The following is a 22,163-nucleotide window of genomic DNA, read 5'->3' as shown; positions in this document are numbered from 1 at the left end:
CCTAGATAAAACTGACACATAACTGCATGAGGCACTAATTTAAGGTTCGGCAGAGAAGCGGTATTCAACGACAACGTGTTTACTCAGGACTTCTTTACTGAAAATGCCACACATAAACAGAACTGTACCTCGTTTAACCCGAAACGTGTTATCACACACTACGTAAATAATGGCAAGCCATTTTTAAACGTGTCTCGATCGTTCGCACAAATTATAAGGTAATCATTTGATCGCCTGCACATTTATGCGTCTTTGCCGCCCCTGGCAAGGCGCTACAGCATAAGCCAATATCGCCCATTCGCTGCCTCATTACTGCAACTTTTTTACCATAGCTCAACAACTTCGCTTCGTCCAGGTATGTCCGTACACGAACTGCTGTGATGTAAGCGTCTGGTGGGCAACGGTGAATATTGATGCGCATAATTCGTTATAACTCCAGGCTAAAAATCGCTAAGCCGTGCCAGTGTAGTGATAATAAAACCTGTTAGTCGTCACGCTAAAAATAGTGCTAATTCTGCACCTTAATAATGAAAAAAAGATGACAGTGTCACGTTACCCAACAATAAACGCGGCGAGAATGACTTTATTTACAGCGTGTAATAAAGAGGATATTGCACTAAGAAAGGAATAATGGAATAAGAATAAGATATTACCGCCCGCTATCATGCAGGTGCGCATCTTATGATGCACACCTGTCGGGCGCCTTAACGTTCAGCTACCAGGCGGATAAACTCATCCTCCCCTTTCGCCTTGCCGGCGACGGTCGGCTCAGCCACATCCTCTTTCTCTGGCGCATTAGCTTCGCACAGGCGACGTAACAGCGCATTCTGCCGCTTTTGCTGATCCAGCAGCGCTTGCAGCAGCTCTATCTGCTCATTCGCCCGCGAACTGGCGCGGTTGACGAAGAACCATAACAACAGACCAACAAGCAGCAGCGCCACGGACACAGCCAGCGATGCCAGATTTAAAATCCCAGGATTTAGTAACTCACTCATTTCACCACCTCAAAGAGAAGGCGTTCATTCTACCACCCGCGGCGCAGAAGGAAATCAGTCGGCAGAAAAATGTCTTACCACGGAATAAATTTATTAATAGTGCAAATGCCGCTGAAAAACTGAACATCCTGGTCGCACATTACGTTAAGCATCTGAGTCCACAGCAACAGGCAGCCTGCTATGATGACTATCAGTAAAACCCACCGTAATTTTTTCACTCCACTCTCCGCATCAGTACGCAATGTCGCCAGGATAGCACGGCCTTCTTAAACCGCGGCTAACTGTATTACGAAAGGTAAGTTTAGGAATCATCGACTTGTTTCAAAACGTGTTCGTGTCAAAATCAAGCCAGGGATCATACAAATAATGAGGCATCAATGCGATTAATCATTCGTACTATTATCTTGGTGGCTATCTTATGGATTGGCGTATTATTGAGCGGTTATGGGGTGTTATTCCACAGTGAGGAAAACGTCGGCGGTCTGGGTCTTAAGTGCCAATATCTCACCGCCCGCGGAGTCAGCACCGCACTTTATGTTCATTCCGACAGCGGAGTGATCGGCGTCAGCAGTTGCCCTCTGCTGCGTAAAAGCACAACCGTGGTTGATAACGGCTAACATCGAACCGGCGATCGCGACGTAGCGCCGCGGTCGCCAACCCCGTTATCCGCCGCCTCAGAACGGATAGTCGTTGTATCCCATTTGTTCAGAAATCTTACGCGCCGCCTGGTGGAGCATCGCCACGTATTCATGCAAGCGTTCTTCAGAGAAACGTAGCGTTGGGAAAGAGATGCTCAGCCCGGCGATGACCACGCCGAAACGGTCAAACACCGGCACGCCAATGCAGCGCAGCCCCTCTTCCTGTTCCTCATTATCCTCGCCATAGCCCTGCTCGCGAACGCCATCCAGCACTTTTAGCAACTCCTCGGTGCTGGTAATGGTCCGCTCGGTGCTGCGCTTATACTCCACGCCGTCGAGGATCTGCTCCACTTCGCTGCGATCGCGCCATGCCAGCAGCACCTTGCCAATCGCGGTACTGTACAGCGGGTTGCGGCGGCCAATACGCGAGTACATCCGCAGGTTATACATCGAGTCAATTTTATGGATGTAGACGATACTGTCTTCATCCAGCGCCCCAAGATGGATGGTCTCTTTCGTCAGTCGCGAAAGTTCGCGCATCTGAATATCGGCGCTGCGCACCAGGTCGACGTTCTGCAGCGCGCGCGCGCCCAGTTCGAACAGCTTGAGGGTGAGAGAGTATTTCTCAGACTCTCCTTCCTGTGCCACATAGCCCAGTGATTTCATGGTCTGTAAAAAGCGATAAACGGTGCTTTTCGACATCATGACGCGCTGGGACAGTTCGGTAATGCCAATTTCACGCTCTTCACCCAGCGCCTGTAGGATGCCGAAAACCTTCAATACCGAAGAGACAGAATCTGGCTGTTTATCCAAATCTGCACCTGCCATTTATCACCTCGTCGTAACTGTTTTATAAAAATTAGAACCGGTTTTTATTATAAATTCGCCGCCTCTGAGCCGCAATCATTCTTCTGCCACTTCGTTACAAATCTGCGACATACTGCGAATTAATCAATGCTAAACTCATCATTCAAAAAACCGTTTCATTTAAGACTCATATTCACCATGGATAAAAATTCTTCTGATGGCGTGCCGTTGCCGCAACGCTATGGCGCCATTCTGACCATCGTGCTTGGGCTGACCATGGCCGTGCTCGACGGGGCTATCGCCAACGTCGCGCTGCCGACTATCGCCAGCGATCTCAACGCCTCACCGGCGGCTTCAATCTGGATCGTTAACGCCTACCAAATCGCCATTGTCATCGCCCTGCTGCCGCTCTCCTTCCTCGGCGACATGGTCGGCTATCGGCGTATCTATAAGATAGGCCTGGTGGTGTTTATCTTTACCTCGCTGGCCTGCGCGCTGTCGCGTAGCCTCGAAATGCTAACCTTCGCTCGCGTCGCGCAGGGATTGGGCGGCGCCGCGCTGATGAGCGTCAACACCGCGCTGATCCGTCTGATTTATCCGCAGCGCTTTCTTGGTCGCGGCATGGGCATTAACTCCTTTGTCGTTGCCGTCTCTTCGGCGGCCGGCCCGACTATCGCCGCAGCGATCCTCTCCCTCGCCTCATGGCAATGGCTGTTTTTAATTAACGTGCCTCTCGGCATCGTCGCCTTTGTTCTGGCCATGCGCTTTCTGCCGCCCAACAGCGCGCGCAGCAAAATCATCCGCTTCGATCTGCCGAGCGCCATTATGAACGCCCTTACCTTCGGGCTGCTAATCACCGCCCTGAGCGGTTTCGCCCAGGGGCAGTCCACTCAGCTGGTGCTGGCGGAGGTCGCCGCTATGCTGGTGGTGGGGTTCTTCTTCGTTCGCCGCCAGCTCACGATGCCCGTCCCCCTGCTGCCGGTCGACCTGCTGCGTATCCCACTCTTCTCTCTCTCTATCTGCACTTCCATCTGCTCCTTCTGCGCGCAGATGCTGGCGATGGTCTCCCTGCCCTTTTTTCTGCAGTCGATGATGGGGCGCAGCGAAGTGGAGACCGGTCTGCTGCTAACGCCGTGGCCGTTAGCGACCATGGTGATGGCGCCGCTGGCCGGCTATTTGATCGAGAAATGTCATGCCGGGCTGCTGGGGGCTATCGGCCTGCTGATTATGGCCTGCGGCCTGTTCGGCCTGGCGCTGCTGCCCTCGTCGCCCTCCGATCTGGATATCATCTGGCGCATGGCGCTGTGCGGCGCCGGCTTCGGGCTGTTTCAGTCGCCGAACAACCATACCATCGTCGCCTCGGCTCCGAGCCATCGTAGCGGCGGCGCCAGCGGCATGCTGGGCACCGCTCGCCTGCTCGGACAGAGCACCGGCGCGGCGCTGGTGGCGCTGCTATTCAATTTGCTCGGTAACAACGGCACCCACACCGCCCTGCTGCTGGCCGGCACCCTGGCTATCGTCGCCGCGCTAATTAGCGGTCTGCGGGTCACTCAGCCGCGCGCAGCCTGACGGACGGTAAAAAAAATCCGCAGCTTGCGGGCTGCGGATTTTCGTTTTCAGCGTCAGAAGATAGATTATTTCAGATATTCACCGCTACGCAGGGCTTCAATACGCTTATCCAGCGGCGGGTGAGTCATAAACAGTTCGCTCATGGATTTCGCTTTACCGTTAATGCAGAACGCCATCATGCTGCTGGCTTCCTGCGGCTCATAGCTGGTTTTCAGACGCTGCAGGGCTGCAATCATCTTCTCGCGGCCTACCAGACGCGCCGAGCCGGCGTCAGCATGGAACTCACGGTAACGCGAGAACCACATGGTGATTATGCTGGCCAGAATACCGAACACCAGCTCAAGCACCGTGGCGACGGCGAAGTAGATCAGCGGGTTGCCATTGCTGCTCTCCCCTTCATCTTCCCGGTTGCCGCCGAGGAAACCGGCCGCAATCTGCGCGATAACGCGGGAGATAAAGATAACGAAGGTGTTCACCACCCCCTGGATCAGGGTCATGGTAACCATATCGCCATTGGCGATGTGGCTGATTTCATGGGCAATGACCGCTTCCGCTTCATCACGGCTCATGTTTTGCAACAGCCCGGTGCTGACGGCGACCAGCGAGGCGTCACGACGCGCGCCGGTGGCGAAGGCGTTAATGTCAGGCGCGTGATAGATAGCTACCTGCGGCATGGCAATACCTACCTGCTGCGCCTGCTGGGCAACGGTATTCATCAGCCAGCGTTCCGTTTCGTTGCGCGGCTGCTCGATCACTTCCCCACCCACTGACTTCAGCGCCATCCACTTCGACATCATCAGCGAAACGATAGAACCACCGAAGCCGAACAGCAGGGCCATAATCAGAAGACCGGTCATGCTGCTGGATTGGATCCCCGTGAGGCTTAACACCAGCCCGAACACGACCATCACTGCCAGGTTCGTCAGCAGGAAAAGCGCGATTCGCATCATAATTTTCTTTTTACCTCAATTTAACAAAACGCACTATGCGATTACCCACATCGTATGGGTCAGGCTGCAATTTTCAACCATCAGCCCCCGCTAAGTCACGATAAAAACACAACTTTACATTTTGTAGCATCTTGCTGACAGCGGCAGCGCAGGTTGACATTTTGTTAGATAAGCTGAATGGCGATGACAACGCGCACAAAAAAAACGGGCACCTCTCAGGGTGCCCGTTAGCAACTTATTTGCTGGCCGGCGGTTCCACCGCCGGGCGCGCTTTCTCCAGATGCGCCAGGTCTACCGCGATATGGACCGTTTCATCAAGATACGGATCCGGCTCCTGGTAATCCTTCGGCAGATCGTCCAGTTTTTTCAGCGGCGGCTTGCCTTCGCGTTTCAGGCGATCGTTAATCCGCGCCAGACGAATCGCATCATCTTCTTCGTTCTCTTTCTCACGCTGGGCGTAGTTCAGAGAGACGATGTTACGTTTGTCCTTCATCGCGTTATAACGGGCAATATCCTTCATGATGTACTGGAATTCAGGATCCTGCGCAATACGCTCGTCGTGGCGCTTGAGCAGCTCCGGTCCAAACGGGGTCAGATCCCCGGACTTCACATAGGTGGCCGCGTTGATGCTATCCCACGGCAGCGCGTTGTCTTCATACTGCTCGCCGGTTTCGCGATCTTCATTGCCGGTTGGCATCATGATATCCGGCGTCACGCCTTTGCGCTGCGTACTGCCGCCGTTAATACGATAGAACTTCTGGATGGTGTACTGGACGGAACCCAACGCCGGCCACTCCGGACGCAGCATTTGATCGTAAATACGATTCAACGAGCGATACTGCTGTACCGTCCCTTTACCGAAGGTCGGTTCGCCAACGATCAGCGCGCGGCCATAGTCCTGCATCGCTGCGGCGAAGATCTCAGACGCCGAGGCGCTAAAGCGGTCAACCAGCACCACCAGCGGCCCTTTGTAATAAACCACGCCATCGTTGTCGCTGTCTTCGCGCACTTTGCCATTATTATCCCGCACCTGCACCACCGGACCGGACGGAATAAACAGACCCGAGAGCGATACCGCCTCTGTCAGCGCTCCGCCGCCGTTGCTGCGCAGGTCAATGATGATGCTGCTGACGTTCTGTTTTTCCAGCTTCTGCAGCTGCACTTTCACGTCATCGGTCAGGCCAACGTAAAAGCCTGGAATATCCAGCACGCCGACTTTTTCTTTCCCGACGGTTTTCACCGACATCTTCACCGCACGGTCTTCCAGACGAATGCGCTCGCGGGTCAGCGTTACAATACGCGTCTTGGCTCCTTTACCGGCCGGCAGGATTTCAAGACGAACCTTGCTGCCCTTCGGCCCTTTAATCAGCGCCACGACGTCATCCAGACGCCAGCCGATGACATCAACCATCGACTTCCCGGTCTGGCCAACGCCAACGATGCGATCGCCGACGCTGATCGCTTTGCTTTTCGCGGCTGGACCGCCCGCCACCAGCGAATTAATGACGGTATAGTCATCATCCATCTGCAGCACGGCGCCGATCCCCTCGAGTGAGAGGCTCATTTCGGTGTTGAACTGCTCGGTATTACGCGGCGACAGATAATTTGTGTGCGGATCGATTTCGCGAGCGAAGGCGGTCATCGCCAGCGAGAAGACATCTTCGCTGTTGGTTTGCGCCAGGCGACGGATAGCAAACTTATAGCGACGGGTTAAGGTGTCGCGGATCTCTTTATCGTCTTTACCCGCCAGCTTCAGGCTTAACTGGTCAAACTTAACCTTAGCGTCCCACAGCTTGTTCAGCTCGGCCTCGTCTTTTGGCCACGGCGCTTTGGAGCGGTCAAGGTTGAAATTATCATTGCCGGTAAAGTCCATCGGACGTTCAAGCACCTTCAGCGCATACTGATAGCGCTCGAAGCGGCGCTGCTGCCCCAGGTTGTAGAGGTCGTAAAAGACGTCCAGTTTCCCGCTGCGCAGCTCATCGCCAATTTGGTCTTTTTTAGCCGCGAACTTCGCCACATCGCTGGCCAGCAGCACATTGTGGCTGTAGTCCAGCAGGTTCAGGTAACGGTCAAAAATCTTTGCCGAGAAGGCGTTGTCGAGATCAAACTGACGGTAATGAGAGCGGGTAAAGCGCGACGTCACGCGCTCGCTTACCGTCGCGTGCTGCGGCTCTTCTTTCAGCACGGGGATTTGATCTGCGCGGGTTATGTCATCAACAGCGAATGCATGGCCTGCTATTGCCAGCAGGCCCGCAAGCGCGGTGATTTTAAAAAATGTGTTCATGCCTGGCCCGGCCTCCGTTTCAGAACACCAGGTGTTCTGCGCGTACAATCATTGACATACCAGAAGTCAGCTGTACACGAACGCCATCTTTGGTGATTTCCAGAACGGTGGCGTCCATGGCGTTATTGCCTGCTTTTACCTTCAGCGCCTGGCCGACGGTCAGAACGGAAACATCCGATACCGGAGTAAGACGCTCTTCACGCGGGGCTTTGGCCGCAACAGGACGCGGTTTACGCTGTTCAGCGCCTTCTTTACGACGCGGCTGCTGAGGACGCGGTTTACGCTCGCGGCGAACGCCTTCATCCTGCTGGCCTGCGGCCGCAGCGGCTTCGCGTTTTTTCGCCTGCTGGGCTGCGCGCTGCGCCTGAACGCGAGCTTTCGCTTCTTCCAGCTGCTGACGCGCATGGGCAATGTGCTGCTCTTCCAGTTCGCCGCACGGATTGCCATCCAGGTCAACGCGAATAGCGCCGGCTTTTACGCCGTACAGATAACGCCAGCTGGACGTGTAGAGACGTAATGCAGCGCGAAGCTGGGTCTTGCTGAGATTCATCTCACCACCCACTCGCTCAACGAGATCCTGAAAAATTCCGATTTTCAGGGGGCGCGCTTCACCTTCAGCGCTAAAGCACTGCGGGAAACGTTCGGCCAGAAAGGCGATAACTTCTTTACTGCTATTCAACTTAGGTTGATTTTCCATGAAATTTCCTGATTACAACGGACGTAGCCAACAAGCCGCAGGCATGAACAGGCGACATTATAATGACGTCCTCGCTAAATGCTACGTTATCCGTTGATTATCCCACGACACGGGTAAAGATTTTTTGATAATCCGTGGCCGCAATGAGTTTTTCCAGATGCTCGACCAGCGTGCGCAACCCCTGCTCATCTTCAGCGGTGAAGCGCCCGTAAGCCGGACTATCGATATCCAGCACGCCGATAATCTGGCCATTCACGCGCAGAGGGAAGACAATTTCCGAATTACTGGCGGCATCGCAGGCAATGTGGCCGTCAAAGGCGTGGACGTCCTCGACACGCTGGACCTGAGCCTGCGCCACCGCCGCGCCGCATACGCCTCGCCCGACCGGGATCCGCACGCAGGCCAGTTTGCCCTGGAACGGTCCCAACACCAGGGTATCGCCTTCCAGAAGGTAGAAACCGGCCCAGTTGACCTCGCTCAGCCGCTCGAACAGCAGCGCGCTGGTATTGGCGATCATCGCCAGAAAACTGGTTTCACCTGCCATTAATGCCTGGAAATCGCGGTTCAGATCCGCGTAAAATTCTGTTTTGCTCATTATATCTTCACTTTGTTGTCTTACTGCCTGATACGTACAGCCTACTAAAATAAGCATTAAATGCGCTTGGGCTCAAGATGAATTCATTCATAGGTTAAGATAGTGAGATACATTCATTCCTGTACGTAATAAATGCCGATAAAAACACCCACCCTCAAACCTGCGAAAAAGATGGTCGTGCATACCGTCAGCACGCCGCTTCCCTATGCGCATTATCAGCGCTGTACGCAGTGTGACATGCTCTTCCGCTTACCGGTGCTCAAACGCAACCAAAGCGCCTGGTGTCCGCGCTGTAACGCGAAGGTGCGCGATGGTCGCGACTGGTCGCTGACCCGCCTGGGCAGCATGGCCCTCGCGATGCTATTGCTCATGCCTTTCGCCTGGTCTGAACCTCTGCTGCGCCTGCATCTGTTGGGCGTACGCATCGACGCCAACGTCCTGCAGGGGATCTGGCAGATGACCGCGCAGGGCGATCCGATTACCGCCGCCATGGTACTGTTTTGCGCGGTGGTCGCCCCGGTGCTGCTGGTGGTCTCCATCAGCTATCTCTGGCTGGGCAATGTGCTGGGGATGAACCTGCGGCCGGTGCTGCTGATGCTCGGCAAGCTTAAAGAGTGGGTGATGCTGGATATCTATCTGGTGGGCATCGGCGTCGCCTCCATCAAGGTGCAGGATTACGCCTTCCTGCAGCCGGGCATCGGTCTGGTGGCGTTTATCTCCCTGACGTTGTTGAGCATCCTGACGCTTATTCATATGAACGTCGAAGAGCTATGGGAGCGTTTCTATCCCGAGCGTCCGGCGACCCGCGCCGATAATAATCTGCAGGTGTGCACCGGCTGCCATTACACCGGCTATCGCGACGCGCGCGGCCGCTGCCGACGCTGCCACACGCCGCTGCATCATCGCCGACCGCAGAGCCTGCAGCGCAGCTGGGCGGCGCTGATTGCCTCGCTGGTTTTCCTCTTTCCGGCCAACCTGTTGCCAATCTCCATCATCTACGTCAACGGCGCGCGCCAGGACGACACGATCCTCTCGGGGATCATCTCCCTGGCCAGCAGCAATATCGCCATTGCCGGGGTCGTGTTTATCGCCAGTATTTTGGTGCCATTCACCAAAGTTATAGTGTTATTTACCCTGCTGCTCAGCATACAATTCAAGTGCGAGCAGGGATTGCGCACCCGCATCCTGCTGCTGCGGCTAATCACCTGGATTGGCCGTTGGTCGATGCTGGATCTGTTTGTTATCTCACTCACCATGTCGCTAATAAATCGCGATCAGCTCCTCGCCTTCACCATGGGGCCGGCTGCGGTTTACTTTGGCGGCGCGGTAATTTTAACTATTCTTGCAGTTGAATGGCTGGACAGCCGCTTACTTTGGGACGCACATGAGTCAGGAAACGCCCGCTTCGCAGACTGAAGCCAGAATAAAAACTAAACGCCGTATTTCGCCATTCTGGCTGCTGCCGGTCATCGCGTTGCTGATTGCCGCCTGGCTAATCTGGACCAGCTTTGACGACCGCGGATCGACGATTACGATTGATTTCCAGTCCGCGAACGGCATCGTGCCGGGACGGACGCCGATCCGCTATCAGGGGGTTGAAGTCGGCACCGTCCAGGATATTAGCCTCAGTAAAGATCTGAGTAAGATTGAGGTTTCAGCCAGCATCAAACGCGATATGAAAGATGCGCTGCGCAAAGAGACCCAGTTCTGGCTGGTCACGCCGAAAGCCTCTCTGGCCGGCGTATCGGGCCTCGATGCGCTGGTGGGCGGGAACTACATCGGCATGATGCCGGGCAAGGGTGAACCCGAAGATCACTTTGTCGCCCTCGACACCCAACCTAAATACCGCATCAACAACGGCGAGCTAATGATCCACCTGCAGGCGCCGGATCTTGGCTCTCTGAACAGCGGCTCGCTGGTCTACTTCCGAAAAATCCCGGTCGGGCGGGTGTATGACTATTCCCTGAATGCCAATAATCAGGGGGTGACCATCGATGTGCTAATTGAGCGCCGGTTTACCAATCTGGTGAAAAAAGGCAGCCGCTTCTGGAACGTCTCAGGCGTCAAGGCCGACGTCGGCCTGAGCGGGGCCAAAGTGCAACTGGAGAACCTGTCCGCGCTGGTGAACGGCGCCATCGCCTTTGACTCCCCCGCCGATTCGCATGTCGCCTCGCAAAACGATGAATATCACCTGTATGAAGATCTGGCGCATAGCCAGCGCGGCGTGGTAGTGACCCTCGATCTGCCTGATGGCGATGGACTGAAAGCGGGCTCGACGCCGCTCATGTATCAGGGGCTGGAGGTGGGCCAGTTAAGCAAACTGAATCTAAACCCCGGCGGCAAAGTTACTGGCGAGATGACCGTCGACCCGAGCGTGGTGACGCTGCTGCGGGAGAAAACGCTGATTCAGATGAAGAAGCCGAAGCTCTCCCTCGATAACCCCAGCATTAGCACCCTGCTCACCGGCAATACCTTTGAGCTGGTGCCCGGCGAAGGCGAGCCACGCAATCACTTCTCGGTAATGCCGGCGGATAAAGCGCTGCTGGATGAGCCCAACGTCGCCACCGTTACCCTCTCGGCGCCGGAGAGCTACGGCATCGACGGCGGTCAGCCGCTGGTGCTGCACGGAGTAAAAGTCGGCCAGGTGCTGGAGCGTAAACTGACGGCCAAAGGGGTAACCTTTCAGGTTGCCATTGACCCTGAATACCGCGATCTAATTCACGGCGACAGCAAATTTGTGGTTAACAGTCGTCTGGACGTCAAAGTGGGGCTCGACGGCGTGCAGGTGCTGGGCGCCAGCGCCAGCGAATGGGTGAACGGCGGGATCAGGGTGATCCCGGGCGAAAAAGGCAAAATGCAAAGCAGCTATCCGCTGTACGCTAACCTTGAAAAGGCGCAGGAAAATAGCCTGAGCGAAGTGCCGACCACTACCCTGAGCCTGTCTGCTGAGACGCTGCCTGACGTTCAGGCCGGCTCGGTGGTGCTGTATCGTAAATTCGCCGTCGGCGAGATCATCGCCGTCAAACCGCGCAAGGATGCATTCGATATCGATCTGCATATCAAGCCGGAGTACCGCTACCTGCTGACCAACAACAGCGTCTTCTGGGCGGAAGGCGGTGCGAAGGTCAAGCTTGACGGTAACGGACTCACCGTGCAGGCCTCGCCGCTGGCGCGCGCGATCAAAGGGGCGATCAGTTTCGATAACCTCAATGGCAGCAGCGCCGGAGCACGGCTGAATAACAAACGTATCCTTTATGCATCTGAAACGGCGGCGCGCGCCGTGGGCGGCCAAATCACCCTGCACGCGTACGACGCCGGGAAGATGGCGGCCGGGATGCCGATTCGTTATCTCGGCATCGACATCGGTCAAATCCAGTCGCTGGAGCTAATCACCGCCAAAAACGAAGTGCAGGCGAAAGCGGTGCTCTATCCGGAATACGTCGGCACTTTCGCCCGCGCCGGGACCCGCTTCTCGGTGATCACCCCGCAAATCTCCGCCGCGGGCGTGGAACATCTCGACACCCTGTTCCAGGCCTACATCAACGTTGAGCCCGGCCGCGGCCCGGCACGACGCGATTTTGAGATCCAGGATACGACGATCAGCGATTCGCGTTATATCGACGGCCTGAACATCGTGGTGGAAGCGCCGGAGGCGGGGTCGCTTGGCATCGGTACGCCGGTCCTGTTCCGCGGACTGGAAGTCGGGACGGTTACCGGACTGTCGCTGGGGTCGATGTCTGACCGGGTGATGGTTAAGCTGCGCATCAGTAAGCGCTACCAGTACCTGGTACGTAATAACTCGGTGTTCTGGCTGGCCTCGGGTTACAGCCTCGACTTCGGCCTGATTGGCGGGGTGGTGAAAACCGGTACCTTCAATCAGTTTATCCGCGGCGGGATCGCCTTTGCCACGCCGCCGGGCACGCCGCTGGCGCCGAAGGCCCAGGATGGCAAGCACTTCCTGCTGCAGGAGAGCGAGCCGAAAGAGTGGCGGGAGTGGGGCACCGCTCTGCCGCAGTAATGCCCCCTTCTCCCGCCCCGGGCAACGCCGGGCGCGGGGAGAGGGTAAACCGCACGCCCCGGTGTCACGCGCCGGGGCGTTTGTGCTAAACTGCGCACCCTTTTTTTCTGTGGTGCGCTGCCCGTGGCTGAAAATACTGTCTATTTCCCTGAAGCGTTTCTCGCTCAAATGCGCGCGGCGATGCCAGCGCATCTCTCTTTCGACGACTTTATCGCCGCCTGTCAGCGCCCGCTACGCCGCAGTATTCGCGTCAATACGCTGAAGATTAGCGTCGATGATTTCCTCTCTCTGGTTGCCCCCTACGGCTGGCAGCTCGCGCCGGTGCCCTGGTGCGCAGAGGGATTCTGGATCGAGCGAGAGGATGACGACGCGCTGCCGCTGGGCAGTACCGCCGAACATCTCAGCGGACTGTTCTATATTCAGGAAGCCAGTTCGATGCTGCCGGTCGCCGCCCTGTTCGCCGATAACCGGCAGCCCGAACGGGTGATGGACGTTGCCGCCGCCCCGGGATCGAAAACCACCCAAATTGCAGCCCGAATGGGCAACGCGGGCGGCATTCTCGCCAATGAATTCTCCGCCAGCCGGGTGAAGGTGCTGCATGCTAACATCAGCCGCTGCGGCATCAGCAACGTCGCTCTGACCCACTTCGACGGCCGGGTTTTTGGCGCGGCCTTGCCCGAAACCTTCGATGCCATCCTGCTTGACGCCCCTTGCTCCGGCGAAGGGGTTGTACGTAAAGACGCCGACGCGCTGAAAAACTGGTCGCCGGAGAGCAACCTCGACATCGCCGCCACTCAGCGCGAGCTTATCGACAGCGCCTTCCATGCTCTGCGCCCTGGCGGGACGCTGGTGTATTCCACCTGCACCCTGAATCGTGAAGAAAATCAATCGGTCATTGAGTGGCTGCTGTCCCGCTATCCGCAAGCGGTGGAGATCCTGCCGCTGGGAGAGTTGTTTCCCGGCGCAGCCGACGCCCTAACCGCGGAAGGTTTTCTGCACGTTTTTCCGCAAATTTACGATTGCGAAGGCTTCTTTGTCGCGAGGTTGCGCAAAACTGCGGCGATCGATCCGCTCCCGGCGCCAGGCTATAAGGTCGGTAAATTCCCGTTTACGCCGCTGAAGGACCGGGAGGCCGCCGCGGTAACTGCCGCCGCCAGGGCTGTTGGCCTGGAGTGGGACGCAGGCCATACGCTGTGGCAGCGGGATAAAGAGCTGTGGCTGTTTCCGCTGGCTTTGGAGCCCCTGTTCGGCAAGGTGCGCTTTTCTCGCATCGGCGTGCGCCTGGCGGAACTGCACAATAAGGGGTACCGCTGGCAGCATGAGGCGGTTATCGCCTTTGCCGCGCCGCAGCGCGCCTTCGAGCTGTCGCAGGAGGAAGCGGAGGAATGGTATCGCGGGCGCGACGTCTATCCGCAAACCGCGCCTGGGCAGGATGAAACCATTGTGACCTTCCAGGGCGTTCCGCTGGGCCTGGCGAAGCGCGTCGGCTCCCGACTGAAGAACAGCTATCCGCGCGAACTGGTGCGCGATGGAAAACTTTTTGCCGGCAAGGTGTGAGGCCGCGCAAAAAATGCGCACTTTTTGACTGGCGCTTTTCGCCCCATTGACTACGCTGAAAAATGACGGCCATAACTGGTCGTACCACAACTCAGCTGAAAAATGGGGTGAAGCGATGAGTAAAACCAATGTCCGCATCGGCGCGTTCGAAATAGACGATGCCGAACTGCACGGTGAGCATCAGGGTGAGCGAACGTTAAGCATACCCTGCAAATCCGATCCAGACTTATGTATGCAGCTTGACGCCTGGGATGCCGACACCAGCGTGCCCGCGATTCTCAATGGCGAACATTCCGTTCTCTACCGTAAACATTACGACCGCCAGTCCGATGCCTGGGTCATGCGCCTTGCCTGACACCAATGAACCCGTCGCCTGAGACGGGTTATTTATTTCCCCGTCCCGCCGTCATCCCCTACACTAAATAGTATGTGAACCCGAGCATGAGGCCAGGATGTTTGCCTTAGTGTTGTTTATTTGCTATCTGGATGGCGGCTGCGAGGACATTGTGGTTGACGTCTACCGCGAGGAAACGCAGTGCTTAGTGGCGATGGAGGATCAGCGGATCCGCCACGGTGGCTGCTACCCGATAGAAGATTTTATTGATGGCTTCTGGCAACCCGCCAGCGAATACAGCGACTTTTAGCCTGCCGACTGCAGCGCCACCAGCGTCAGCGTCCCACCAAACACAGCGCCCGTATCAATATAGTGTTGATTATCGTGGTCATAACGCGCCTGAAGCGGCGTATGGCCAAACCAGAAATGGTCTGCGCCGCCAATAGCGCCATGGCGCCCCGCCAGGTGTTCACTCAGACGATGGCGGCTCCATAGTACCCGTTGGGGATCCACCGGCTGCTGCCAGCGATAGACCGGCGCCGGGTAATCGGCGTGGGCGATCACATGCCGCGCTTTCCCGCATTCCACTTCAATAATCAACGGTAGCCGCCGACAGTGCGCCAGCAGCCGATCGACGTCGGCCCGCTGCCGCGCATCGCCCTTGACGTACCAGTCGCCACCGTTCATCTGCCAGAGCCGCATATCTCCGCTCTCCAGCGCCTCCAGCGCCATCTGCTCATGATTCCCCCGAACGGCCCTGAACCAGCGACAGCGCAACAGGCCAAGACAATCGGCGCTCTGCGGCCCGCGATCGATCAGATCGCCCACCGAGATCAGCAGATCGGCCCAGGGATCAAAACGCAGCTGACGCAGGCGATTCATCAGCAGCGCAAAGCAGCCATGCAGATCGCCCATCAGCCAGATATTACGCCAGTCGCTGCCGTTAATACGTTGATACATATAATTACCTCTCAGCGGTAATTATAGGTAATTCCAGCAAAGGTCCACGGAATTTAATTTACACCTCAATCAATTTTAAACAGACGGCAAATATAGTCCGCCAGAGGATTAAGCTTGTCAGTGGCTCGCTTTAAAATAGGGGGAAATCACAACGAGGTGTTTATCGTGACAGACAATAGCCTGCATTCATCCGGCGTGCTAGCGCCGCGCTCGCATCTTATTGCCGATCTGGTGATGGGCAGATTGACACCTGCCCCCATCTGGCGGCAAAAAAATTACCGCTTTAAGTTTTTGCTGCGCACGGCCCTATTTTATAACGCCACCAGAGCGATGCTGGAAGCGCTCAGCGCTCGGGATGATTTTAATCAGCTGCTGGCCGCGCAGGCTACGCTGCCGGGCAAAGTACACCGTCAATATCTGACCCGCGATCTCAACGCCTGGCAGCGGGCGGTGGCGGTAATCAACCATTATCGCTATATCGACACCCTACGCGGATCGCGGCTGGCGCACGCTATGACCGCGGTGTCTGAGGTCCCGCTGCTGACGTTAAACGGAAAAGAGGACCGCCGGTTTACTCTTTATGCCTCCTCGGCAGGCAAAGCCGAACGTGAGGGTGAAACCACTCTGTGGCTGCGCGACAGCGACCACACCCTGCTGGCCAGCGCCACCTTCAGCGTAACCCGTGATCACGATGCCTGGCAGCTGGTTATCGGCGGTCTGCAGGGGCCACGACGTCACGTTTCTCATGAGGTGATTAAGCAGGCGACTCGCGCCTGCTACGGCCTGTTTCCGAAGCGCCTGCTGCTGGAGTTTATCTGGCAGCTGGCCGCGCGCAGCCAAATCGCGGCTATTTACGGCGTCAGCGATAATGGTCACGTGTTCCGCGCCCTGCGCTATCGCCTGAGCAAAGGCCGCCATTTCCACGCCAGCTACGACGAGTTCTGGCAGTCTATCGACGGCCACCCGGAAAGCCCCTGGCGCTGGCGGCTACCGCTATGCCTGGAAAGAAAATCGCTGGAGAGTATCGCCAGTAAAAAACGGGCTGAATATCGGCGGCGATTCCAGCTGCTGGATCAGCTGACGGAGCAGGTGGCAATATTGACGCAGCGGCATGCCGGTGACTAAATTGCGCTGTCGGTGAAGCCGAATTACAACATGGCGTTTGCTTATTATGTCAATATTTCGCTACTATCAGGGTCCCTGAAGGCCACCGGATAGTCGCTTGCATAATGAGTAAAACCGAAATTTTTCTGCTGATTATTCTGGCGGTCATTCTGCTCGGGAGCATATGGTTTATTTTCAGCGATGAAATTTGGCTATTGCTCTGCTATCTGGAAAGACAGATATACCCTACATTCAGCGTTCCGCAATAATATTTGCCGCCCGCAAAAGTGCTCGTGCTTATTATTTATGCCACCTCGTCAGCCGGCGAGGTGTAATCGCATGAATTGCCAAATCGTTTAGATTTTGCTTATTTTATTTATCATACAAATATGTATACTAGCAGGCTTCCGATGTTGGCCCGCCAGTTAACCTGCACGCCGGGCCTGTTTAGGTGCAGGTTTTTTCTTTTCTCCGCCCTCGTTTACGGTTCCACCTTTGCCACCTCCCCCTTCCACAGGATGCGATTTATGTGTAAATGAATTGTGTATGCTAAAAACGGTGTGCTATAACGGGACATCCAGAGGCCAGCGGGTGTTTGACTGACAGGATGTCGCTGGCTCTTGGGAAAGAAGACAGATAAAGATAAAAAGAGACCGAATACGATTCCTGTATTCGGTCCAGGGAAATGGCTCTTGGGAGAGAGCCGTGCGCTAAAAGTTGGCATTAATGCAGGCTAAGTCGCCTTGCACTATAAGAATAGTTTAACGCGTCAGCTTTTCCAGTCCGCGGCCAAAGTGGCTGCATAATTCCTGGAAAGGGGGCCCCTGCCAGCGAAAAAACCGCCACTGCCGTTGTCCGGCAAGGGCGGTTTTTTTAATGTTATTACAGCAGGATAGCGAGAAAGTTTAGCAGAGCTTCTGCGCTCGCTCGATAAAGGGCGCGAGGCTCATTTTTTGTCCCGGATGCTGCGGATCGTCGATCTGGATCACTGAGATCGGCTGCGCGGTGGTTTTGCCGGCTTTGACCTGCTGCTCAGCCACCTCATTGAGCGGATACTGAACCAGCGTGCTCGGGTTGATGGCGTAAAGCGCGTTACCCGGTCGACAGGTCAACATAACCTCTTCCCGGTTGAACGCCCAGCTCTCCTTCCCCACCTCAAAACGGCTCACGGTGATAATTTGCGGCGCTGCCAGAGCAGCCCCGGAGCTTGCCAGTAACAACATGGTCAGAACAATTTTTTTCATGATTTTGCCAGTTAATTCAATAAGGTTCCCAGGTGGCAAACAGACTGACGGCCAGCAGCGCCAGCGCGCCCAGCCCTATTTCAGCCTGCGTGGTTCGCAGGATCAGGCTTTCCGCCCGCGAACCGCTTGCCGACATGCGCGGTACCAGAACATACCTGTTCACTAACGCAATTACCACCATCCCGGCGACCAGCGCACATTTGATCAACAACATGCGTCCCCACGGCGATGCGCCAATCAATCCTCCCTGGATCAACAGCGCATTGAGCGCTCCGCTGGCAATCGTGCCGGCGACGGCCAGATGCCCGTAACGTGAAAAGCGCGCCATGGTATAGACCGCGGCCGGCCGCCAGCGCCCCTGCGCCAGGCGCAGGCAATAGATAAAGGGCAACAGACCGCCGAACCAGCTGGCGACGCAGAAGAGATGCACAGCGTGGTTTGTCCGCTGCAGTACGCCGGTGAGACCATCGTGCATAGCGGCGTGCCCTACCCCGGCGGAAAGCAGCAGCTGTGCCGCCAGCAGGGCCACCAGCTGGCGGGCGCCGTGACGGGGACGGATCCACACTACCGCGAGTGCGATCCACGCCAGTAGGATCTGCCAGATCCACACTCCACCAAAGCGGGTCCCGGCCACCGCCTGCCACACGGCGGGTCGCCAGACATCCGTCCAGCCCTCGCCCATCATTCCTCCCTGCAGGAGATACAGCGCCAGCGTAGAGATCGCGCCGATCAGCAGCAGCGGGCGCAGTAGTGGATAAAAGCGCAGCATCAGCACGCGTCTCAGCGGTACCGGCGCCCACCAGGCGCCATACAGCACGCAGCCAAAAGCCAGCATCAGGGAGATAAAGTGCCCAAAGCGCAGGGTAATATAGAGCCCGGTCAGCATCGCTTACTTCACGCTAAAGGTATATTGCCCTTTGGTTTTATGACCATCCACCGAGACCACATGCCATGCCACGGTGTACTCTCCCGGCGGCAAGGCTTCCGCCAAAGGTAACGTGACCTCGGCCGGATTATCGGCGCTGCGGGTCAGTTTTCCGGTAGCCACCGCATGCTGCTGCGGACCGGTGACGGTCACGCCGCTGAATGCGAGTTCAATACCTTCGGAAAAACTGAGCGTCAACGTCTGTGGGGAAGCTGAAAGCTGCGCCCCGGCGGTCGGGATCTGCTGCTGCAGGTGAGCGTGGGCGAAGGCGCCCGCCGCGGTTAACATCCCGGCAAGCGCAACGGAGAGACGCAACGCGCGTCCAGCAAGAAGTCGCATATTCGTCATTCCCTTTTGTTATGTCTGTAGCACAGAGAATAACCCTGTATAATGCCAGAGTCGAGCCAGGCATCTGGCCCTGACCGGATTTATAAGCAGAGTGGAGTGGATGATGGAAAGAAATCTGGCCAAAATTTCGCAAGATGAGATGGATAAAGTCAATGTCGATCTCGCCGCCGCCGGCGTTGCTTTTAAGGAGCGGTACAATATGCCGGTGGTCGCTGATTTAGTCGAGCGTGAACAGCCTGCACATCTGCGCGACTGGTTCCGTGAACGACTGATCGCCCATCGGCTGGCCTCCGTCTCCCTTTCGCGACTACCGTGGGAGCCGAAACAGAAATAATGCGCGCTCGCCTCCTCCCCGTCGGTTGGCAAGCCCGGCCAATTCCATTACGCTTATTGTTTTGCTCTGGAGCGAGCCATGCTGCGCGTCATTGATACCGAAACCTGCGGCCTGCAGGGGGGCATCGTTGAAATCGCCTCGGTCGATATAGTCGACGGGCAAATTACCAATCCCATGAGCCATCTGGTGCGTCCCGATCGGCCCATCAGCCCGCAGGCAATGGCTATCCACCGGATCACGGAAGAGATGGTCGCCGATAAGCCGTGGATTGAGGAGATTATTCCGCACTATCATGGCAGCCCGTGGTACGTCGCGCATAACGCCAGCTTCGATCGCCGGGTGTTGCCGGAGATGCACGGCGAGTGGATCTGTACGATGAAGCTGGCCCGACGCCTGTGGCCGGGAATCAAATACAGCAATATGGGGTTATATAAATCACGTAAGCTGAACGTGACTACGCCGCCGGGACTGCATCACCACCGGGCGCTGTATGACTGCTATATCACCGCCGCGCTACTGCTGGATATCATCAATGTTTCCGGCTGGACCCCTGACGAAATGGCCGATATCACCGGTCGGCCGGCGCTGCTGACTACTTTTACCTTCGGCAAATACCGGGGTAAGGCCGTCGCCGAGATTGCTGAAAACGATCCAGGCTATCTGCGCTGGTTATTCAACAATCTCGACCGCATGAGCCCCGAACTGCGCCTGACGCTCAGGCATTACCTCGGGGAATAGCCCCTACACTGCCGCTTTTCCCGGCAGTGTCCCCTGCGCCAGGGCGATGAAAAAGGCGTACTCCAGCGCCACCCCTTCATAGCTTTTGAAGCGCCCGGATTTTCCGCCATGTCCGGAATCCATATCGGTGCAGAGCAGCAGCAGGTTATCGTCGGTTTTTAGTTCCCGCAGTTTCGCCACCCATTTAGCCGGCTCCCAGTATTGCACCTGGGAATCATGCAGACCGGTAGTCACCAGCATGTGGGGATACGCCTGCGCCCTCACGCCGTCATAGGGACTGTAGCTTTTCATATAATGATAATAGGTTTCATCCTGCGGATTTCCCCACTCTTCAAATTCACCGGTGGTCAGCGGAATAGTTTCATCCAGCATGGTGGTCACCACATCGACGAACGGCACCTGGGCTATCACGCCATGGAACAGCTCTGGCCGTTCATTCACGGCCACGCCCATCAGCATTCCGCCGGCGCTGCCCCCCATGCCGTAGCAAAGCCGCGGATCGCCGTACCCCTGGGCAAGCAGCGCGTCACAGACGTCCAGATAGTCGTTGAAGGTATTTTTCTTACACAGGAATTTACCGTCTTCATACCATTGCTGACCCAGCTCGCCGCCGCCGCGGACGTGGGCGATGGCGTAGACAAAGCCGCGGTTGAGCAGGCTCAGCCGGCTGGCGCTGAAATCGGCATCGATACTCTCGCCATATGAGCCATAGCCATAGACCAGCAGCGGGTTGCTCCCTTTGCGAAAATGTTCGCGATGGTAGACCAGAGAGACCGGGACTTCGACGCCATCGCGGGCAGTCACCCACAGGTGTTCGCTCTGGTAGCAGCTCGTATCCAGCCCCTTTACCTCCTGCTGTTTGATCACTCTTCGTTCGCCGGTATCCATATCCAGTTCAAACAGCGTATCCGGCGTAGTCATGGAGGAATAGCCGTAGCGCAGTCGCGACGTTTCGGGCTCCGGATTATAGGCAAGCCAGGTGACATAGGCCGGATCGTCAAAAGCGATCCCCACCACCTCCCGGGTCTTGCGGTTAATTTGCCGCAGACTGGTCAGGCCACGCTGGCGCTCTTCCACAACCAGCCAGTCGGTAAACAGGGTAAATCCTTCGAGCATCACGTCGTGACGCGGCGGGATCAGCGTGGTCCACTGTTCTTCATCACGCAGCACGGTACGGTAGAGGCCGAAATTCTTCCCCTCCCGGTTGGAACGAAGATAGAAAGCGTGCTGATAGTGATCAAGACTGTATTCATGATCTTTACGCCGTGGCAGAAAGCAGACCGGCTCGGCGTCTGGCAGTTCGGCGTTGAGCAGCAGCACTTCGCTGGTGGTGGCGCTGGAGAGATAAATTACCACGAACTGCTGGGAGGTGGTTTTATGCACGCTGACGTAGAAGGTCTCATCTTTTTCCTCGTAGACCAGCGCGTCGCTCTGCGCCGGTGTCCCGACGGTGTGGCGCCAGACCTGATAAGGGAGCAGCGTGGTGGGATGTTTACGCACATACCAAACAAAGCGTGAATCGTTGCTCCAGGCAAAGCCGGAGGTGACATTTTCGAGGATTTCCGGGTACCACTCGCCGTTGCTGAGGTCGCAAAAGCGCAGGCCGTACTGGCGGCGGGAAAGGTAATCTTCCGCCACCGCCATTAGCTGGTTGTTGGGCGCAATGCCCAGTCCGCCCAGGGTGTAGAACTCGCTCTTCGCCGCCCGCTGGTTGGCATCGAGCAGGATCTCCCACTCATCCCACTCTTCTTTCAGCACCGACTGCCGCTGGTAGATAGCGTATTCGCAGCCCGGCTCATACACCTGACGGTAGCGAAAGCCGTTTTTACTGTAGGGGGCAGAGACTTCCCGCTGCGGAATGCGGTCGATAATCTCCTTCAGCAGACGCTCCTGCAGGCTGAGCTGCGAATCCATCACTTGCTTGCCGTAAGCGTTCTCCGCGTGCAGATACTCCAGCACGTCAGGTCGCGCGCGCTCATCGTCGCGCAGCCAGTAATAATTATCGATGCGTGTATCGCCATGCAAGGTCATGGCGTGAGGGATCCGTTTAGCTTTAGGTGGCATGT

22 protein-coding genes and 2 pseudogenes are annotated in these 22,163 nt (G+C 56.5%); 11 read left to right on the top strand and 13 right to left on the bottom strand.

Annotated features, from left to right (window positions below):
* Window positions 1–42: 42 nt before the first annotated feature.
* The 3 genes and pseudogenes from OHJ17_RS09395 to mgrB all read right to left on the bottom strand — a co-directional run.
* Window positions 43–114, bottom strand: a pseudogene (locus tag OHJ17_RS09395) (DUF2627 domain-containing protein); the annotation flags it as partial.
* A 590-nt stretch (window positions 115–704) separates the two neighbouring features.
* A complete protein-coding gene (locus OHJ17_RS09390; RefSeq protein WP_002911374.1) occupies window positions 705–995 on the bottom strand; it encodes a YebO family protein in 291 nt (96 codons plus the stop codon).
* Window positions 996–1,069: 74 nt separating this feature from the next.
* The gene (gene mgrB, locus OHJ17_RS09385; RefSeq protein WP_002911375.1) at window positions 1,070–1,213 is read right to left on the bottom strand and encodes a PhoP/PhoQ regulatory lipoprotein MgrB; all 144 of its coding nucleotides are present in this window, start codon (window positions 1,211–1,213) and stop codon (window positions 1,070–1,072) included.
* Between the two features lie 159 nt (window positions 1,214–1,372).
* Here mgrB and OHJ17_RS09380 point away from each other — a divergent pair, with 159 nt between their 5' ends.
* Complete coding sequence (locus OHJ17_RS09380; protein WP_004145533.1) at window positions 1,373–1,612, top strand: YobH family protein; 240 nt, start codon at window positions 1,373–1,375, stop codon at window positions 1,610–1,612.
* 57 nt (window positions 1,613–1,669) lie between these two features.
* On the opposite strand, the gene kdgR is transcribed toward OHJ17_RS09380, so the two are convergent.
* Window positions 1,670–2,461, bottom strand: coding sequence for a DNA-binding transcriptional regulator KdgR (kdgR, locus tag OHJ17_RS09375; protein WP_002911378.1), 792 nt, complete (start codon window positions 2,459–2,461; stop codon window positions 1,670–1,672).
* Between the two features lie 177 nt (window positions 2,462–2,638).
* Here kdgR and OHJ17_RS09370 point away from each other — a divergent pair, with 177 nt between their 5' ends.
* Complete coding sequence (locus tag OHJ17_RS09370; protein ID WP_002911379.1) at window positions 2,639–4,009, top strand: MFS transporter; 1,371 nt, start codon at window positions 2,639–2,641, stop codon at window positions 4,007–4,009.
* A 65-nt stretch (window positions 4,010–4,074) separates the two neighbouring features.
* Here the strand turns inward: OHJ17_RS09370 and htpX are convergent, their stop codons facing one another.
* The 4 genes and pseudogenes from htpX to OHJ17_RS09350 all read right to left on the bottom strand — a co-directional run bounded on the left by htpX (window position 4,075) and on the right by OHJ17_RS09350 (window position 8,535).
* Window positions 4,075–4,959, bottom strand: a complete 885-nt coding sequence (gene htpX / locus OHJ17_RS09365) for a protease HtpX (protein ID WP_002911381.1) — start codon at window positions 4,957–4,959, stop codon at window positions 4,075–4,077.
* Window positions 4,960–5,194: 235 nt separating this feature from the next.
* The gene (prc, locus tag OHJ17_RS09360) at window positions 5,195–7,243 is read right to left on the bottom strand and encodes a carboxy terminal-processing peptidase (protein ID WP_004145536.1); all 2,049 of its coding nucleotides are present in this window, start codon (window positions 7,241–7,243) and stop codon (window positions 5,195–5,197) included.
* Window positions 7,244–7,262: 19 nt separating this feature from the next.
* Complete coding sequence (gene proQ / locus OHJ17_RS09355) at window positions 7,263–7,940, bottom strand: RNA chaperone ProQ (protein ID WP_002911385.1); 678 nt, start codon at window positions 7,938–7,940, stop codon at window positions 7,263–7,265.
* Between the two features lie 81 nt (window positions 7,941–8,021).
* A pseudogene (locus OHJ17_RS09350) lies at window positions 8,022–8,535 on the bottom strand (GAF domain-containing protein).
* A gap of 132 nt (window positions 8,536–8,667) precedes the next feature.
* On the opposite strand from OHJ17_RS09350, the gene yebS reads away from it, so the two are divergent.
* From yebS to OHJ17_RS09325, 5 genes are all read left to right on the top strand, one after another.
* Entirely contained in the window at window positions 8,668–9,951 is a 1,284-nt protein-coding gene (gene yebS / locus OHJ17_RS09345) for a membrane integrity lipid transport subunit YebS (protein WP_002911387.1), read from the top strand.
* Window positions 9,920–12,553, top strand: a complete 2,634-nt coding sequence (locus tag OHJ17_RS09340; protein ID WP_002911388.1) for a PqiB family protein — start codon at window positions 9,920–9,922, stop codon at window positions 12,551–12,553. Before yebS ends, OHJ17_RS09340 begins: the two co-directional genes overlap by 32 nt.
* A gap of 123 nt (window positions 12,554–12,676) precedes the next feature.
* Window positions 12,677–14,110: a 16S rRNA (cytosine(1407)-C(5))-methyltransferase RsmF gene (gene rsmF, locus OHJ17_RS09335; protein WP_004148845.1), complete on the top strand. Its 1,434-nt coding sequence runs from the start codon at window positions 12,677–12,679 to the stop codon at window positions 14,108–14,110.
* A gap of 115 nt (window positions 14,111–14,225) precedes the next feature.
* Window positions 14,226–14,465 carry a YebV family protein gene (locus OHJ17_RS09330; protein WP_002911393.1) on the top strand — a complete coding sequence of 80 codons (240 nt, stop codon included), beginning with the start codon at window positions 14,226–14,228 and terminating at the stop codon, window positions 14,463–14,465.
* A gap of 97 nt (window positions 14,466–14,562) precedes the next feature.
* On the top strand, window positions 14,563–14,754 hold the full coding sequence (locus tag OHJ17_RS09325; RefSeq protein WP_002911395.1) for a YdfD/YebW family protein: 192 nt from the start codon (window positions 14,563–14,565) through the stop codon (window positions 14,752–14,754).
* Here OHJ17_RS09325 and pphA read toward each other — a convergent pair.
* Window positions 14,751–15,404, bottom strand: coding sequence for a protein-serine/threonine phosphatase (gene pphA / locus OHJ17_RS09320; protein ID WP_024622748.1), 654 nt, complete (start codon window positions 15,402–15,404; stop codon window positions 14,751–14,753). The two genes, OHJ17_RS09325 and pphA, sit on opposite strands and share 4 nt — an antisense overlap.
* A gap of 156 nt (window positions 15,405–15,560) precedes the next feature.
* On the opposite strand from pphA, the gene OHJ17_RS09315 reads away from it, so the two are divergent.
* Window positions 15,561–16,529, top strand: coding sequence for a VirK/YbjX family protein (locus OHJ17_RS09315; RefSeq protein WP_014907334.1), 969 nt, complete (start codon window positions 15,561–15,563; stop codon window positions 16,527–16,529).
* A gap of 104 nt (window positions 16,530–16,633) precedes the next feature.
* Window positions 16,634–16,777: an Ecr family regulatory small membrane protein gene (locus tag OHJ17_RS09310; protein ID WP_038431282.1), complete on the top strand. Its 144-nt coding sequence runs from the start codon at window positions 16,634–16,636 to the stop codon at window positions 16,775–16,777.
* Between the two features lie 636 nt (window positions 16,778–17,413).
* Here the strand turns inward: OHJ17_RS09310 and OHJ17_RS09305 are convergent.
* From OHJ17_RS09305 to yobA, 3 genes are read right to left on the bottom strand one after another with little or no spacing between them, the layout of a single operon-like run.
* On the bottom strand, window positions 17,414–17,752 hold the full coding sequence (locus OHJ17_RS09305; RefSeq protein WP_002911404.1) for a YebY family protein: 339 nt from the start codon (window positions 17,750–17,752) through the stop codon (window positions 17,414–17,416).
* 16 nt (window positions 17,753–17,768) lie between these two features.
* Window positions 17,769–18,638, bottom strand: coding sequence for a copper homeostasis membrane protein CopD (gene copD / locus OHJ17_RS09300; RefSeq protein WP_004175431.1), 870 nt, complete (start codon window positions 18,636–18,638; stop codon window positions 17,769–17,771).
* 3 nt (window positions 18,639–18,641) lie between these two features.
* Entirely contained in the window at window positions 18,642–19,016 is a 375-nt protein-coding gene (gene yobA, locus OHJ17_RS09295; RefSeq protein ID WP_039819395.1) for a CopC domain-containing protein YobA, read from the bottom strand.
* A 112-nt stretch (window positions 19,017–19,128) separates the two neighbouring features.
* On the opposite strand from yobA, the gene OHJ17_RS09290 reads away from it, so the two are divergent.
* Window positions 19,129–19,359 carry a DNA polymerase III subunit theta gene (locus tag OHJ17_RS09290; RefSeq protein ID WP_002911406.1) on the top strand — a complete coding sequence of 77 codons (231 nt, stop codon included), beginning with the start codon at window positions 19,129–19,131 and terminating at the stop codon, window positions 19,357–19,359.
* 78 nt (window positions 19,360–19,437) lie between these two features.
* Window positions 19,438–20,097 carry an exodeoxyribonuclease X gene (exoX, locus tag OHJ17_RS09285; protein WP_002911407.1) on the top strand — a complete coding sequence of 220 codons (660 nt, stop codon included), beginning with the start codon at window positions 19,438–19,440 and terminating at the stop codon, window positions 20,095–20,097.
* Between the two features lie 3 nt (window positions 20,098–20,100).
* On the opposite strand, the gene ptrB is transcribed toward exoX, so the two are convergent.
* On the bottom strand, window positions 20,101–22,161 hold the full coding sequence (gene ptrB, locus OHJ17_RS09280; RefSeq protein WP_004151449.1) for an oligopeptidase B: 2,061 nt from the start codon (window positions 22,159–22,161) through the stop codon (window positions 20,101–20,103).
* Between the last annotated feature and the right edge of the window lie 2 nt (window positions 22,162–22,163).

It is taken from the genome of Klebsiella sp. KP20-425-1, assembly GCF_025813515.1.
Taxonomy (GTDB): Bacteria; Pseudomonadota; Gammaproteobacteria; order Enterobacterales; family Enterobacteriaceae; genus Klebsiella; species Klebsiella pneumoniae.
Note: the sequence above shows the minus strand (reverse complement) of the source record. Positions and strands in the feature narration are given on the sequence as shown.